The organism is Metabacillus sp. KJ11-3 (assembly GCF_055808295.1).
Window position 1 is genome coordinate 4,605,962 of the sequence record NZ_CM147865.1, and the last position, 15,978, is coordinate 4,621,939.

Below are 15,978 nucleotides of genomic sequence, written 5' to 3' on the forward strand. Positions count from 1 at the left end.
GATGTAAGAGCGGCTTTCATTTTAACGAGATTAGTTTCTAATAAGGTAATCAAAAGCACCCAATGCTGCGGTAGCTCCAGATCCCATTGAAATGATAATTTGGTTATATGCACTGTCCGTACAATCACCTGCAGCGAATAAACCAGGTACAGTTGTTGCACCATGTTTATCGACAATGATTTCACCCATACGGTTACGTTCCACAATACCATCTAACCAATCAGTGTTTGGAACAAGGCCGATTTGAACAAAGACACCTTGTAGTTCAACATGACCTTCTTCACCTGTTTCACGGTCTATGTAACTAATACCGTTCACACTGTCTGTTCCTGTAATTTCTTTTGTTTGCACATTCTTTAGAACAGTTACATTTGGAAGACTGTATAAACGTTTTTGTAGGACATCATCAGCTTTTAGTTCTGGCATGAATTCAAGAACAGTAACATGTTTTACAATTCCTGCAAGGTCAATTGCTGCCTCAATACCTGAGTTTCCGCCACCAATAACAGCAACATCTCTACCTTCGAATAAAGGACCATCACAGTGAGGGCAGTAAGCAACACCTTTGTTTTTGAATTCCTGTTCACCAGGTACACCAACATTACGCCAACGAGCACCTGTAGAAACAATCACACTTTTACTTTTTAGCACAGCGCCGTTTTCAAGCTCAAGTTCAAAAAGATCTTTCTTTTCAATCCCTTTAGCACGTTGTAAATTCATGACATCGATGCCGTATTCCTTAACATGCTCCTCAAGACTTGCAACAAGCTTAGGACCTTCAGTGCTTTTTACACTAATGAAGTTCTCAATGCTCATTGTGTCTAGAACTTGACCGCCAAAGCGTTCAGCAATGATACCTGTACGGATTCCTTTACGTGCTGCGTAAATAGCTGCACTTGAACCAGCAGGACCACCACCGACAACTAAAACATCGTAAGGTTCTTTGTTCTCGAACTCTGATGCATCAGGTGCAGTACCGATTTTAGCAAGGATTTCTTCGAGTGTCATACGGCCGCCGCCTAAAAATTCTGCATTTAAGTAGACAGCAGGTACAGACATAACATTTTTGTATTCAACTTCCTCTTTAAAGGCAGCTCCATCAATCATCGTATGTGTGATATTAGGGTTTAACACACTCATAATATTAAGAGCCTGTACAACATCAGGACAGTTGTGACAGCTTAAACTTACATATGTTTCAAAATGATGTTCACCACTAATACCTTTAATTTGATCTATTACACTTTGATCAATTTTTGGTGGTCTTCCACTAACTTGTAAGAGAGCTAAAACTAATGAAGTAAATTCGTGACCAAGAGGAATACCGGCGAATGTAACTCCAGTCTCTTCACCAACACGATTTACACTAAAGCTTGGTGTTCTGGTTAATTCTGCTTTCTCAACGGTAATTTTTGAGGACATGGAAGCTAGCTCATTCACTAGCTCCAACATGTCAGTTGAGATTTTATCACTACCAGCACTAACTTTTAGAACAATATCGCCTTCTAATAGCTGAAGATATTGTTCTAACTGTGCTTTAATTTCTGCATCAAGTACCATTTATGATTCTCCTTACAGCTTTCCAACAAGATCAAGGCTTGGCTTAAGTGTTTCAGAACCTTCTTCCCATTTAGCTGGGCAAACTTCACCTGGATTGTTGCGAACATATTGTGCAGCTTTCACTTTGTTAATTAGTGTGCTTGCATCACGACCGATGCCTCCAGCGTTAATTTCAACAGTTTGGATAACTCCGTCTGGATCAATGATGAATGTTCCACGATCAGCAAGACCTTCTTCTTCGTTTAATACTTCAAAGTTACGAGAGACAACTTGAGAAGGGTCACCAATCATAGCATATTTGATTTTACCAATTTTTTCTGAGCTATCGTGCCAACCTTTGTGAGTGAAGTGAGTATCAGTAGAAACAGAGTAAACTTCAACTCCAAGAGCTTTTAAGTTGTCATATTCATTTTGTAAATCTTCAAGTTCAGTTGGGCATACGAAAGTGAAATCTGCTGGGTAGAAGCAGAATACGCTCCATTGACCTTTTAGATCTTCGTTTGTTACATCGATGAACTCACCATCTTTGAATGCTTTTGCTGCGAAAGGTTTTACTTCAGTACCAATTAATGACATGTTAAAATTCCTCCTAAATGTGTTTGAACAACTATTAAATACTTTCAATAATTGTTCTAATTTTATATAAATTATCAAATAGAATTTGCTTTTAGTCAAGTGAAACGATTATATCTTTTTAATAAAAAGTAATGTAAGTGTTTTCTTTGTTATATTGTCAAAGGTATCATAACTAATTTAGAAATAGTAGAAGAATATATCCTTAGTTAATTTTTTTTAATTGTTAGGAATTGACTTGTATTTCTGACTCTAAATGAGAAAACAGTTTGTAATCCTTGGAATCGTGTTATCAACGAAATTTAAATGATCGATAAGGAATTACAACATCACTAGAATTCCCAAAATCAAATAACTTAAACAATACTCGAAGTTGAAACTTTTCCCAAAGTATTTCGTAAAATAGATAAAAGGGGAAAAATAGGAGGAATATGATGTTCTCAGAGATAAATACTAAGTTAATTGAGATAAAAGGAGATTTACGTAAAAAACAAAAGTTTTAAGCTCAAATAGAGGATTTTCAAAAAGAATATAAAGTGGTTGAGGAGAGAATAGCCCAGTTGGAAATGATCTACAAATCAGAAGAAAAAGATGTTACTCAGCTAGAAAAAATGACTCTAAAAAATCTATTTGCTTTATTATCTGGAACAAAGGATGAAAAACTTTCAAAGGAAAAACAGGAACTTATTGCTGCTAAGCACAAATTGGAAGAAGCAAACAAAACAAAATCTGAAATAAATGAGGCCATTCTTGATCTGAAAAATAAATTACATACGTTAGACAACGTAGAATCTAGATACAAGCAACTTCTTTCTGAGAAAGAGAAAATGATTAAAGCAAGTCATTCCCCTCATGCAGATAAAATATTTGAACTGAGTGAACAAGAGGGGATTCTTAAAGCCTATATACAAGAGTTAGAAGAAGCTATAGTTGCTGGAACACGCGTAAAACATGATCTTTTGGAAGCTCAAACATCTCTAGAAAAAGCAAGTAACTGGGGAACTTTTGATATGTTCGGCGGCGGTTCAATCTCCAGTTTTGTAAAACACCAACACTTGGATGAAGCCGAAGCCAGCATCCATAAAGCTCAAACAAGTATGCGATATTTTCAAAAGGAACTATTAGACATACAAGAAGAAGCACATCTCGAAATTGATATCTCAAGCATGCTAAAATTTGCCGATTTCTTTTTCGATGGCTTCTTCGTAGATATGATGGTTCAAGGAAAGATTAACGACTCTTTAGAACAAACAAAAAGCCAACTCTCAAAGGTTAGTGAAATTTTATCGAATTTAAGGGAACAGTTTGAGGCGAGAAAAGAAGAGGTAGCAATCATTCGTCATGAAAGAATGGAGTTAATTGAGAGTTTGTAGGGCTGTGGAATTCAATAATTTTGGAATAAAATTTTAAGGAACAGCAATCTTGTATGGATAAGATTGCTGTTTTGTTTTGTATAGGAAAAATATTTTCCTGGTGGTGATGAAAGACAAAAGGGGGGAGAGAAATAAGGGAAAAGTCTTTCATAGTGGTGATGAAGGACAAAAGAGGGAGAAATCACAGGAAAGAGTCTATGAAAGTAACAGTAAAGAAAAAAGAATCAGTACAATTCAAAAGAAAAGTCCTTCAATGATAATGAAGGGCAAAATTTTTGAACTTCTAGAGTAAGTCACTCATAAAATGACCATTGTTGATTTCCTCTTATTTGTAAGTTTCCTTTTAGAACCCTATAAATTCTCTTTTTGGAATCTATTATTTTGCACCAAACGTGTATAGCATTTGTTGTAATTTTCTTATCAGGAAAAAGAACCCTGAATTCATCCACACATCGTATAATGGCAATTGCAACAGTTTCTTCCTGCCCACATTCTTTGCACTTATAAGTTCTTCCGCTAATAGAAAGAGAAAATGAGTTACAAGATATACATGTTATTCCTTTTCTTAGTTGGTTATATTCTTAAGCAGGTAAGAGAGTAAAAGGAGAGTCATTAATATGAAGTGAGAGCAACTTATCAGCTAGCTTCAAATGCTTTTGGTCTAATTTTAAAGAGGTAAGTTTATTGAGTTTCTTAAAGTAATGATTAAGTTGAGATGGATAAATAAACGGTTTGTTAAGAGGTGCTTGATATAAGGTGAATTCGGGATGAATGAAGACAACTGAGGCCACTACAGACAGATGAAATCCCAGACTCTGAAGTAACTGTCGTAACAATGATTCAGTTCTATTTAGTTGAGTTAGTGGATTATTAATTTCTGATTTGGGTTGTGTATAAAGTCTATCAGAGTCGTAATAAAAATTTCCTTGATAGTTCTTTACCTCATAAATGTAAATGGTTTCCGGAAAAATTAGTAGGGAATCAATTTGGAACAAGGTGTTGTTAAAATTAAGAAGTAAATCATTTAAAATATAACATTCGGATTTTAGCTTTTCTAAATACTCATCAAATAGTTTTTCCCCCTCATATCCTTTTAGGAATTTAAATAATGGAGTTTACTTTTGTCTGTTACACTCATTCGCTTGTCTAATATTCAAGAGCCAGTAATTCAAGTGATTTTCTTCGATGTTTGTAGATCATACTTCACTTCCTTCCCCGTTATTTTGTTTCAAATCTATTATAGTAAGGATTATGTGAATTTTTCTAGTTATAAATGAAAACAATTCTATAATATGATTACTTTGATGGTTAACACATTAGTAGGATAAATCAATGTGAAAAATTTCACATTGAGATTTCATAGTTTCCATAATTTCATATGTTCATTATCATTGGTTTCGTTCCACGTGAAACATTTTAAATAGCACATGATTTCCCGACATTACAAAAGGGTATATAAAGAGAAAAACTAAATGAGGGAATCAAATGAAAAAGAAGAAAAAATGGATAATTAGCGCCATTATAATCATAATTTTATCAGCAACCATGCTATATCACAGAGTTAAACCCCTGCCATCCGGACTTTCCTATCAAAGCAAGGTCCATGCAATATCAGATCAAGATATTGATTTTTTATATGACCTCACGTATCAAAAAGATGGGGAAGATGTGTATGATCACTCTATTTTTAACGAGGTATTTAAAACAATTCAGGAGGCGGAGCATTTTCTAATACTCGATCTTTTCTTAGTTAATGGGTATACAGATGGCAAACGTTCATACCCAAAGCTTAGTGAAAGATTAACGAAATCAATTGAAAAGCAAAAAGAGAAATACCCTGATTTAAAAGTAGTTTTTATTACCGATCAAATTAATACTACATATGGATCTCATGAGGCCAAGCAAATTGATCCATTGGAGGATCTTGGTGTGGAAGTAGTTTATACGAACTTGGACCGATTACGGGATCCTAATCTTTTATACTCTGGATTTTGGAGGGCGACAATTAAGTGGTTTGGACAGGAGGGTAACGGTTGGCTCCCAAATCCAATGGAAAAGTCAGCGCCAGAAGTGACAGCACGTTCTTATTTAAAATTATTGAATATTAAAGCAAACCATAGAAAAGTGGTCATCACCGAAGATGCCGGGTTGATTTTATCTGCGAATCCACATGATGCCAGCGGGTTTCATTCCAATATAGGTTTTAAAGTAAAAGGATCAATCCTCAAAGATATGGTGAAAGCTGAAAAAGCAATAGCTGCATTTTCAGGCGGGGACTTAAACGCATTTCCCTCAAAGGTTGAGTTAGATGAGCTAATTAAACCTTCTTCATTAGAAGAAGGATTATCATTGCATGCTCAAATTCTTACGGAAAGAAAGGTTCAAACCCATGTTGTCGATGCGTTGAATAAGGCAGAAAAGAAGGATAAGGTTTGGATCGGCATGTTTTATTTAGCGGATAGAGATATTATTAAAGGTATTGAGGAGGCTGCAAAACGAGGAGTTACAATCAACATTGTATTAGATCCAAACCAAAATGCTTTTGGACAAGAAAAGATCGGTTTGCCGAATCTGCCTATAGCATCAGAACTTCAAAATCTTGACTATGAAAATATTACAATTCGCTGGTATGCTACAAACAAAGAGCAATATCATTCAAAACTGATTTATATAAAAGGTCAACAGGAGTCCGTTGTCATTGGTGGTTCGAGCAATTTCACATCGCGAAATCTCGACGACTATAATGTAGAAGAAGGTATGAAAATCATAGCCCCGACAGAAAGTAAGCTTATAGAGTCAGTTGATCACTATTTCAATAGAATTTGGAGTAATGAAGAGGGTACTTATACAGTCGATTATGAGAAATATCAGGATCAGTTACCAGTGTTTAAATACATCATGTATATGATTCAAAAAGTATTCCAGATGACTACTTATTAAGTTACTAGTGGTAACAGAGATCCTGCACCCATCTTGTAACAGGAACTACTTATTGGGCAGGAATGTAATAGGCAATTAGTAATTCATGAACATGGTAATGGAAATTGTTGAACAGACCTGCCTATATACGGTTTAATAGAGTTATATCTAGCAAAATTAATACATAATATACTTTATTGTGCATTTGCAGATTGATTTTCCGTAGGAGGTCTTGTTCTCTTTCACAATGTCATCATAAACATATACAAAAACAGCATTGAGGAGGAATCAGCATCGAGGTTTCAGTAAGCGCTTTAGGAGCAATATGTGCTTTGGTCATTGCCATTGTGTTGATACTAAAAAAATTGCCACCAGCTTATGGAATGGTTGCCGGAGCCTTGATCGGAGGGTTGATAGGTGGCGTTGATATTACAAATACACTGAACTTAATGATAGAGGGTGCAAAAGATATTATTCCGGCAGTATTGAGAATAATGGCTGCGGGGATCTTGGCAGGTGTTTTAATCGAATCTGGTGCAGCTTCATCGATAGCAGAAAAGATTGTCAAAAGTTTTGGAGAATCACGAGCACTCTTAGCATTGGCTTTAGCGACAATGATGTTGACAACTGTCGGGGTTTTTGTAGATGTAGCTGTTATTACTGTTGCACCGATTGCGTTAGCTATTGCTAAGCGGGTACATCTTTCTAAAGCGGCTATTTTACTAGCGATGATTGGTGGAGGAAAAGCAGGAAATATCATGTCGCCAAACCCAAATGCAATTGCAGCATCTGATGCCTTTAATGTACCGCTGACATCGATTATGTCGGCAGGAATCATTCCGGCCATTTTGGGTATTGCAGTAACGTATTATTTAGCAAAGAAGGTAGCAAAAAAAGGTTCTATTGTCATGGACCTAGATGTTGAAGTCTCAGATATGACAAAAAGACCTTTATTTATACCAGCTATGGTTGGACCACTCGTTACAATTATTTTACTGGCGTTAAGGCCATTATTTGATATTAATATTGATCCAATGGTTGCACTGCCTGTAGGGGGAATTATTGGCGCAATTGCGATGAATAAGAGTAGGGAACTAAATGTTTATGCAGTTTCAGGATTAAGTAAAATGTCCGGTGTTGCGATTATGTTATTAGGAACTGGGACATTGGCTGGGATTATTGCTAATTCTGAGTTGAAGGATGTTATGATCAATGGATTAAGCTCATCTGGCATGCCAGCATATTTATTAGCACCTGTATCCGGAATTTTCATGTCTGCTGCAACAGCTTCAACAACAGCAGGTACAGCTGTAGCAAGCGGTGTTTTCAGTAGTACTATTCTAGGTTTGGGAATTCCAGCATTAGCTGGGGCTGCCATGATTCATGCTGGTGCAACAGTGCTTGATCACTTGCCGCACGGAAGTTTCTTTCATGCAACAGCAGGAAGTGTCAGCATGGAAATTAAAGAGCGCTTAAAACTAATGCCGTATGAATTTTTGGTTGGTTTAACGCTTACGGTCATTTCCACACTCATATTCGGAGTGTTTAAACTTTTTGGTTAACGATATTTTTAGAAAGGGGATTCAAAAAATGAAAATAGTCATTGCCCCAGATTCTTTTAAGGAAAGCTTATCTGCAATGGAGGCAGCTCTTGCAATAGAGCGAGGCTTTAAAAGAATTTTTCCATATGCCGATTATCAAAAAGTGCCGATGGCGGATGGTGGAGAAGGTACTGTTCAATCTTTAGTTGATGCAACAAACGGTTCAATTAAAGAAAGGATTGTGTCAGGTCCACTTGGAGATCCGGTTAAAGCTTTCTTTGGTTTGATGGGTGATGGAAAAACGGCCGTTATTGAAATGGCTGCTGCATCCGGTTTGCATTTGGTTCCTGTTGAACGACGAAACCCATTAGTAACGACGACAAGAGGTACAGGAGAGTTAATCTTATCCGCCCTTGATTTAGGTGTAGAGCATATGATTATTGGGGTTGGTGGAAGTGCCACAAATGATGGAGGAGCAGGGATGGTTCAGGCGTTAGGTGGGAGATTACTAGATTCAAATGGAAATGATATTCAGGCAGGAGGTAGTGTGCTTTCGAAAATCGCCTCTATCGACTTGACAGGACTTGATCAAAGATTAACGGAAATCAAAATTGAAGTAGCCTGTGATGTTGATAATCCATTAACAGGGCCAAGAGGTGCATCAGCAATATTTGGTCCCCAAAAAGGAGCAACACCTGAGATGGTCCAATTGCTTGATCAGAACCTGACTCACTTTGCCGATGTCGTAGAGGCATCACTTGGAAGGTCCTTTCGAAATATAGAAGGGGCAGGTGCTGCTGGAGGTCTTGGAGCGAGTCTAGTAGCTTTTTTGAATGCTGAACTAAAAAGAGGGATTCAAATTGTCCTTGATGCAGTGAATTTTGATAAAGTAGTAAAAGACGCGAATCTTGTTATAACAGGTGAGGGGAGAATTGATTCACAAACTATTTATGGAAAAACTCCTATTGGTGTTGCAAAGGCAGCTAAAAAGTATGGTGTGCCTGTAATTGGTGTAGCAGGCTCTCTGTCGAAAGATTGTGATGTTGTATACGAACATGGTATTGATGCTCTTTTTAGCATTGTTCCTGGTGTAACAACACTTCCAGATGCCTTTGAACATGCTGCTGATTACATGGAAATGACAGCAAGAAACATTGCTGCAACTTTGAAGGCTGCGAATAAATGAATGGAAGGACCCGAAGGAATCCTTCGGGCTTAATCTGTGAAGAGTTAATAGCTTTATTTCGAATGGCCATGATACCACGTGTAAAATGTGCCAGCCTCTTCTTTGGAAAGGCCATATAGTCTACTTTCATGCATTGGTTTAGCTCTATTAAGAAAAACAAGTGTAGCAACATTAAATTTCCGCTGTAACCAAGAGTGTTTAATCGTGATTTGCTGAATTCGTTCGTGATGTGTAACAAATGTTTCATTCACAAATCCGCCTTTTCTTATTTGAACAGTTTTTCCATGACGAATATAGCTTGTGAACCAATAATCAAGTATTCTTGAAGTAACGGAAAGGACAAATACAATGGATGCTACCCATAGCCATTCTCTTTTGAAAATGGCCAATCCAATGATAGATAAAATTGTTACATAATAAGGATGAAGAAGCTTGAGCCACAGAACTTTAATTGGAAATCTTTCCATACGCTCTTCAATGACATATTGGGGCAGCATGGATTGCAGGACTTGATAAGCTTGTTTTTTAGGCATAAAAGGATATAAAGAACTTGTATCCTGGTCATTTCCATCCTCAGATCCTCCTGCACTGATAAGCTTCACTTCAACAAGCCTAAGTAAACGTTTTAAGAGGGATTGTTCTACAACAACAGCTTGAACCCGATGTTTAAGAATTGAATAACTAACAACATTCCCCATGCCTTTTTCAATATAGATTCTATCCTTATCATCACTAATCACAAAGTTACCGTATTTTGTAAAGGTTTTGAACAACCCAAATAAGACAGATAGAATTATAGCTATTATCAGTATCATAATAAGCATCCACCAATGAATGAGTAAATAATCGAACGTATTCTTGGCTGAATCTTCAATGTGAAAAAGCTCTGCCAAATTAAAATACAGGGCACTTAATAAAGGGAAAAAGGCCAAAAAGCTAAGCGATGTAAATGAAGCCTTTATTAAGTCTTTTTTATTCGATTGAAAATGAATGGTTCGTTCAATAATTGGTTGTGATTCTTCACCATTTTGTTGATCCTGTGGTTGTTCTAAAAGAATGAGAATATGACGTTTCTCTTTAGCTGTAATAACGGGAAAAGTAAAGTTTGCATGCTCTCCGCTTGTACCTGTTTCAAGTGTGAGAGACGTAAGTCCGAACCAACGATGGATAAATGTTGTATTTGATTTATGATTATGGATACTGCTAAAAGGAACGGTTCTTTGTGATTTAATAAATACCCCTTTACGTTCAATGACTGAATTCTGAGTAACCTCATATTGACAGAACATCCACTGTAAAATGGTCCAAATAAGAGTAAAAATACAAACCATGATAAATATGTACCTGCCCCATACAACCCACGTAGCTGTAGATGTTGCTTTAAATATAAATAAGATAAGAACAATTCCTACTGAACCTTTTATAAATGAAATAAGGTCTACCGCTATCATCGCAGGATGGTAACGTTTAGTTGTTGGATGCATGTTCTTTTTCTCCTTCACCATTCTCTTGGTCTTTTATTTTTGCAAACACAGCAATTTGTGCTTTTAATAGATGTGCCTCTTCTGCTGGAATGGCAGGGATAACATGATTTGAAGTTGTTGTACCAACCTCAATATTGTAAAGCATATGTCGACGCATAATCGGACCTTGTTCTGTGCGCACATATTCTACTTTTTCCATGGGAATCAATATATGTTGCTGGTTCCATCTTCCGTGTTTTAGCTGAATAAACTCTTGATCAATTTCATATCGCCAGGTTCGTTGTAGATAGACCGGTTCAATCAAAATGGAATAAATACCTGATAAAAAAGCAAGCCCGCCTAAACAATATAGAACAATACTTACCCAGCCATACCAGTCAAATCGTTCAGAGCAAAAAATTAGAATGGCGATGATAACGAGTGCAATGATATGACCGATCGTATTAGACATTCTCCACACCTTCACAGCATCAGAAGAGACCTCTCTTTTCGGCTCATTAATATTGATATACAATGATCTTCACCTCCATAACATATACGAGATATACAGGAAAATAGTTTCATAATTATTGGGATATATGTGTAAAACAGGTTATTCTATATGGTGTAAGGATAATCACTTAGATATAAAGGTGATTGACACGAGGAGGCATCTGTAATGAGTATGACACTTGGCAATAAGGTTGTTTTAGTAGGAACCGGGGCAGTTGGATCAAGCTATGCTTACGCGCTGATGAACCAAGGGGTTAGTGATGAAATTGTCCTTGTCGATTTAAATGAAAATAAGGCAAAAGGTGATGTGATGGACCTGGATCATGGGATTGTCTATGCACCTAATGCAATGAATATAAAATTTGGATCTTACGAGGAGTGTAAAGATGCTGCACTTGTGGTCATTTGTGCAGGAGCAGCACAAAAACCTGGTGAAACACGATTAGATTTAGTAAGTAAAAATGTTAACATCTTTGAATCAATCGTGAAGCAAATTATGTTATCCGGATTTAACGGCATATTCCTTGTTGCAACAAATCCGGTAGATATCCTTGCATATGCTACATGGAAGTTTTCAGGATTGCCAAAAGAGAGAGTAATCGGCTCAGGGACGATTCTGGACTCAGCGAGATTCCGCTATTTATTGGGAGAAGAATTTGATACAGCTCCAACTAGTGTACATGGATATATTATTGGCGAACACGGAGATTCCCAATTGCCAGTATGGAGTTCAGCAAACATTTCCGGAACACCTGTAGCATCAAAGTTACCAGAGGAGCGAAAAGGAGAAATTGCTGTACAGGTAAGGGATGCGGCTTATAAAATCATCGAATCCAAAGGTGCAACGTATTATGGTATTGCAATGGGATTAGCAAGAATCACAAGAGCGATATTAAGAAATGAGAATGTTGTTTTACCTGTTGGTGTTCTCCTGGAAGGTGAAAATGGCCATAGTGATGTTTTCATTGGTATCCCATCTGTAATAAATCGAAAGGGAATTAAAAAGGTCGTTGAATTGGAATTAACAGATGAGGAAAAAGAAAAGTTTGCATACTCTGTAAAAACACTAAAAAATATTCAAGCGCAATTCTGGGCGTGAAACAGCGAAGGCCTGTCTCTACTGAAACAGGCCTAAACATTATAGATTAAATCTTTTAATTCGTCCTTCAGAATGATAATCAAATGGTGAAGGTAAGGTTTTAACGTATTCAACAGTAGCATCAAGATCAACCGGACCTACTTCCATGTCTGTAGAAAGCTTTCCAATACTTGTGCTTATGTTTCCATACATATAGTTATTTACTACAACTGAATATTCCTTCGTTGGATCAATCTTGCTTCCATCTGGTAGGAAGATATCCACGACTTTTCCGGATTTTGTTGTATCATCGTATGTGTACGTGTATGAAAAGCCGGAAATATGATAATCAAGACCTCTTGATGTAATCTGTTCATTAAGGATAACTTCTAAATCTGCACCACTTAAGTTTACTTTATTCAGGACATTTCCAAATGGCTGAACGGCAAATAAATCACCGAATGTAACATCACCAGCTTCAAGGGGAGATCTTACACCGCCACCATTCATTAAGGCAAAATCTGAATTCATAGCAGCTTTCATTCCATCTGCAATTAGATTACCTAAAGGAAGGTCACTTATTTCCTTTGTTGTTGGATAGCTTTTTTCGAGAGTTGTTGTTAATTTTCCCACAACTTCAGCTTTAATTGGCTCAATCTTTTCAGAATACTTCTTCATAATTTCAGCTACTGCTGGATCTGGATTGTATTTTTCTTGGTAAACAGTTTTAATCTCAGCGGCCTTACTAAAAATATCACCTGTAAATGGATCAATTTCTAAGTCAACATCAGAAAAGGCAGATCCATAAGAATAAGCTTGTACAATTAATTTATTATCTACTAATCTATTAACCTTTACATGATTATGAGCGGCAAAAATCACATCTACTTCATCATTGATTTGTTCAGCAATTCTACTTGCATCAAAAGAATCTGTGTATCCCGTTTGTGTAGCAGGATTATGGGCTAAAACCACAATCGCTTCAACACCTTGTTCTTTTAGCTCTAGTGTATATTTATTAATTGCGTCAACCTCTTCTGTAATGTGCAGTGTTTCGTTACCTTTTCTTACGATCATAGATGGAGTTTCTTGTGTAACAACACCAATAACCCCAATTTTTTGACCACCTGTTTCCAATACTGTATAAGGATCAGTAATTAAATTTCCATCACTTGTGTCGTAAGCATTTGCTGCAACAAGAGGAAAATTCATTCCGTCATAGCCTGGAGTACCGTTTGGATGATCTCCGCCATTCATCATTCTTTTTAGTTCATCAATACCTTCATCAAACTCATGGTTTCCTAAAGTTCCGGCATCAAATCCAATCTCCTCTAATACTTCAACTGTTGGCTCATCTTGAAAAAGAGCTGAAACGAGAGGGCTACCGCCAATCATATCACCTGCATGAACAATAAGAGTGTTTGGGTTTGTTGCTTCTTCTTGTTTTAAAGCCGCAGCTGTGTATTCAATTTGTCCTGCTTTGGAATCACCTACATTTGTAACAGTATCTAACTGTCCATGTAAATCATTTAGGCCTAAAAGCTGAATGTTCACTCCGCGATTAAGGTTAAAGGTAAAGATTCCAAAGCCGTCAGCATCTGTTTTTTCAGTATAAGAGAATGGACTACCGTCTGTTATATATTGCTCTGCCTTTGGCGAGGTTTTGAAAGTAACGTTCACATCGCCTGATATTGGGGCAATAGACCAGTTATTATCAGCAGTTGGTGTTACTTCTTTTAGTTCGGAAATATAATCCATTAGAATTTGACGATTTTCATCAGCGGAATCAACCACTAATTCACTATTTTTTAGGCCTGGGAAGTTTCCACCACCACCAGCACGATAGTTATTCGTTACAACAATAAATTCTTGCTCTGGTTCGATTGGTTCACCATTATATTCTAAGTTCACAACACGACTAGAATCAGGATGAATAAGTGCTCCATTTTTATCATAGCGAGCAGGTTTTGTGACATCAATTTGGTATTCAACACCATCAATGACATCAAAATTATAAACCGGGAAAGAAGGATCTAATAACTCCTGTTCAGTTGTTTTATTAGGGTCAATTATATTAAATTTACCTGCTGACATTTCAATCCATTCTTTTACAATAGAGCCTTTTATTTTTACTGCTTTTAACGTATTGTCGTAAAGGTATAGGTCACCAGCACTACGGATTGTTAAATCACCTTTTTTAATTTCTGTATACTCTTCCACACCATTGCGGCCTGCCTTAAAAGGTGCCCCAACTGATAGAATTGGAAGATCTTTTAATTCCGGCTTGTTTAGTTCAATATAATTTTCTACATACCATTTTTGGGCATTTGTCACAACTTGGATAGATGGATCATCCTGAACTAACGCAAAGTAGCTATAAATATCATCTGTCGTAGTTCCGATTGGTGTATTTACATACTCAATTGTTTTCTCATGAACATCATTTACCGCGTTTACAATGTCCTGATCGGCTTCAGTTTTTTCAGCTGATCTTGTAGAAGATTGAGAGATGGAAACGTCCCATTTACCTTTTACCTTTTGAAGGGTAAGGTCGATAATTCCAAGAGAACCACCGCCATATCCAGCCTGAACTGCTGCAACTCCATTAATTGTTCCTCTTTCATTATCAACTCCCGGCAGAGGTTGTCCATTAGCATCTTTAAACAGTGCGTCTAAACTCGCAAGATCCTTAGCAGGGAATGTTTTGTGAGTGTGTGAAAAAGTGATTGCATCAATACCAGGTACCTTACTTAAGGCATATACTGTATCCTCAGTGTTTGCTTCATTACTGCTGAAGCCTGAATGTGCTAATGCAATAATTACATCTGCTCCTTCTTCTTGCATTTGAGGAACATATTTTTCAGCACTTTCAACAATGTTTTTTGTGATGACTTTACCATCTAGATGTGCTTTATCCCATTCGTTAATTTGAGGTGGAACAAAGCCGATATAACCAATTTTAATGACTTTTGTTTTTCCAGATGAATCTGTCACTTTTTTGTTTACGACTTTATATGGGGTATACTTATTTTTATCATTTGTAGGATTATCATCATGATCATCTACATATACATTTGAGTTAATAACAGGAAAGCTTGCATCATCATAGACTTCATCCAAATAGTCTAAGCCATAGTTAAACTCATGATTTCCGAGTGTTGCCATGTCATAGTTCATGATGTTCATTGCTTCAATGGCTGGATGTACCTCTCCATCTTCAAGCGGGTCAATCTTTGCTTTGTAGGTGCCTAATGGAGTACCTTGAATGAGATCACCATTATCTACTAATACAGAGTTATCTACTTCTGATCGGGCTTGCTTCACTAAGGTAGCCGTTTTGGCTAATCCGACTTTAGGAGCTTGGTCATTTTTGTAATAATCAAAGCTTAGTAGATTAGTATGAATGTCTGTTGTTTCCATAATCCGGAGTTCAACTTGTGATTGAACTTTTGAGGTAGCTGGCTTTGCTGCATGAACAACATTCGCCATAAAAGGTGCTGATAACAGGCTAATTGCAAGTGTGCTAGACAAAATCTTCAGACTATTTTGTTTGCTTTGCCATTTCATTCGATCCATCCATCCTTTAATTTAATATGAGTTTCCCAACGTCTCTCCTCCTAAATATAGCAGAATAATTTTAGAATAAATGATGCTGGTAGTATAATGAATAGAAATGCCTATATTCTTTCTTTCGATCTATCGTAAACCTAGTTATGTTAGCTGGTATCGAATGAAATAATAGGATGAAAATCATGCTTCGAATGCAGGACAT

General features: G+C 36.8%; 10 protein-coding genes and 1 pseudogene. 5 read left to right on the forward strand and 6 right to left on the reverse strand.

Features of this window, described 5'->3' with window-relative positions; translation table 11 throughout:
• Positions 1–30 precede the first annotated feature (30 nt).
• Positions 31–1,560, reverse strand: a complete 1,530-nt coding sequence (gene ahpF / locus AC0L8O_RS23000; RefSeq protein WP_473445535.1) for an alkyl hydroperoxide reductase subunit F — start codon at positions 1,558–1,560, stop codon at positions 31–33.
• 12 nt (positions 1,561–1,572) lie between these two features.
• Positions 1,573–2,136 (reverse strand): alkyl hydroperoxide reductase subunit C, encoded by a 564-nt coding sequence (gene ahpC, locus AC0L8O_RS23005; protein WP_473445537.1) that lies wholly within the window; start codon positions 2,134–2,136, stop codon positions 1,573–1,575.
• 557 nt (positions 2,137–2,693) lie between these two features.
• Between ahpC and AC0L8O_RS23010 the strand changes: the two genes are divergently transcribed.
• A complete protein-coding gene (locus AC0L8O_RS23010; RefSeq protein WP_473445539.1) occupies positions 2,694–3,506 on the forward strand; it encodes a hypothetical protein in 813 nt (270 codons plus the stop codon).
• Between the two features lie 581 nt (positions 3,507–4,087).
• Here the strand turns inward: AC0L8O_RS23010 and AC0L8O_RS23015 are convergent.
• Positions 4,088–4,540, reverse strand: a pseudogene (locus tag AC0L8O_RS23015) (nuclease-related domain-containing protein); the annotation flags it as partial.
• Positions 4,541–4,991: 451 nt separating this feature from the next.
• On the opposite strand from AC0L8O_RS23015, the gene AC0L8O_RS23020 reads away from it, so the two are divergent.
• The 3 genes from AC0L8O_RS23020 to AC0L8O_RS23030 all read left to right on the forward strand — a co-directional run bounded on the left by AC0L8O_RS23020 (position 4,992) and on the right by AC0L8O_RS23030 (position 9,152).
• Positions 4,992–6,446 (forward strand): phospholipase D family protein, encoded by a 1,455-nt coding sequence (locus AC0L8O_RS23020; RefSeq protein ID WP_473445541.1) that lies wholly within the window; start codon positions 4,992–4,994, stop codon positions 6,444–6,446.
• A gap of 272 nt (positions 6,447–6,718) precedes the next feature.
• A complete protein-coding gene (locus AC0L8O_RS23025; protein ID WP_473449103.1) occupies positions 6,719–7,987 on the forward strand; it encodes a GntP family permease in 1,269 nt (422 codons plus the stop codon).
• Between the two features lie 28 nt (positions 7,988–8,015).
• Entirely contained in the window at positions 8,016–9,152 is a 1,137-nt protein-coding gene (locus AC0L8O_RS23030; protein WP_473445543.1) for a glycerate kinase, read from the forward strand.
• A gap of 53 nt (positions 9,153–9,205) precedes the next feature.
• Here AC0L8O_RS23030 and AC0L8O_RS23035 read toward each other — a convergent pair whose 3' ends face one another.
• Both AC0L8O_RS23035 and AC0L8O_RS23040 read right to left on the reverse strand, forming a co-directional pair.
• The gene (locus tag AC0L8O_RS23035; RefSeq protein ID WP_473445545.1) at positions 9,206–10,636 is read right to left on the reverse strand and encodes a PH domain-containing protein; all 1,431 of its coding nucleotides are present in this window, start codon (positions 10,634–10,636) and stop codon (positions 9,206–9,208) included.
• A complete protein-coding gene (locus tag AC0L8O_RS23040) occupies positions 10,620–11,150 on the reverse strand; it encodes a PH domain-containing protein (RefSeq protein WP_473445547.1) in 531 nt (176 codons plus the stop codon). The genes AC0L8O_RS23035 and AC0L8O_RS23040 overlap by 17 nt, the downstream gene beginning before the upstream one ends.
• Positions 11,151–11,294: 144 nt before the next feature.
• On the opposite strand from AC0L8O_RS23040, the gene AC0L8O_RS23045 reads away from it, so the two are divergent.
• A complete protein-coding gene (locus AC0L8O_RS23045) occupies positions 11,295–12,227 on the forward strand; it encodes an L-lactate dehydrogenase (RefSeq protein WP_473445549.1) in 933 nt (310 codons plus the stop codon).
• A gap of 39 nt (positions 12,228–12,266) precedes the next feature.
• On the opposite strand, the gene AC0L8O_RS23050 is transcribed toward AC0L8O_RS23045, so the two are convergent.
• Positions 12,267–15,695 carry a bifunctional 2',3'-cyclic-nucleotide 2'-phosphodiesterase/3'-nucleotidase gene (locus AC0L8O_RS23050; RefSeq protein WP_473449106.1) on the reverse strand — a complete coding sequence of 1,143 codons (3,429 nt, stop codon included), beginning with the start codon at positions 15,693–15,695 and terminating at the stop codon, positions 12,267–12,269.
• Positions 15,696–15,978: the final 283 nt, after the last annotated feature.

Bases quoted from the DNA above. Each gene is read 5' to 3' on its own strand.
- ahpF (WP_473445535.1), bottom strand. From the start codon at position 1,560: ATGGTACTTGATGCAGAAATTAAAGCACAGTTAGAACAATATCTTCAG.
- ahpC (WP_473445537.1), bottom strand. From the start codon at position 2,136: ATGTCATTAATTGGTACTGAAGTAAAACCTTTCGCAGCAAAAGCATTC.
- AC0L8O_RS23020 (WP_473445541.1), top strand. From the start codon at position 4,992: ATGAAAAAGAAGAAAAAATGGATAATTAGCGCCATTATAATCATAATT.
- AC0L8O_RS23030 (WP_473445543.1), top strand. From the start codon at position 8,016: ATGAAAATAGTCATTGCCCCAGATTCTTTTAAGGAAAGCTTATCTGCA.
- AC0L8O_RS23035 (WP_473445545.1), bottom strand. From the start codon at position 10,636: ATGCATCCAACAACTAAACGTTACCATCCTGCGATGATAGCGGTAGAC.
- AC0L8O_RS23045 (WP_473445549.1), top strand. From the start codon at position 11,295: ATGAGTATGACACTTGGCAATAAGGTTGTTTTAGTAGGAACCGGGGCA.
- AC0L8O_RS23050 (WP_473449106.1), bottom strand. From the start codon at position 15,695: ATGGCGAATGTTGTTCATGCAGCAAAGCCAGCTACCTCAAAAGTTCAA.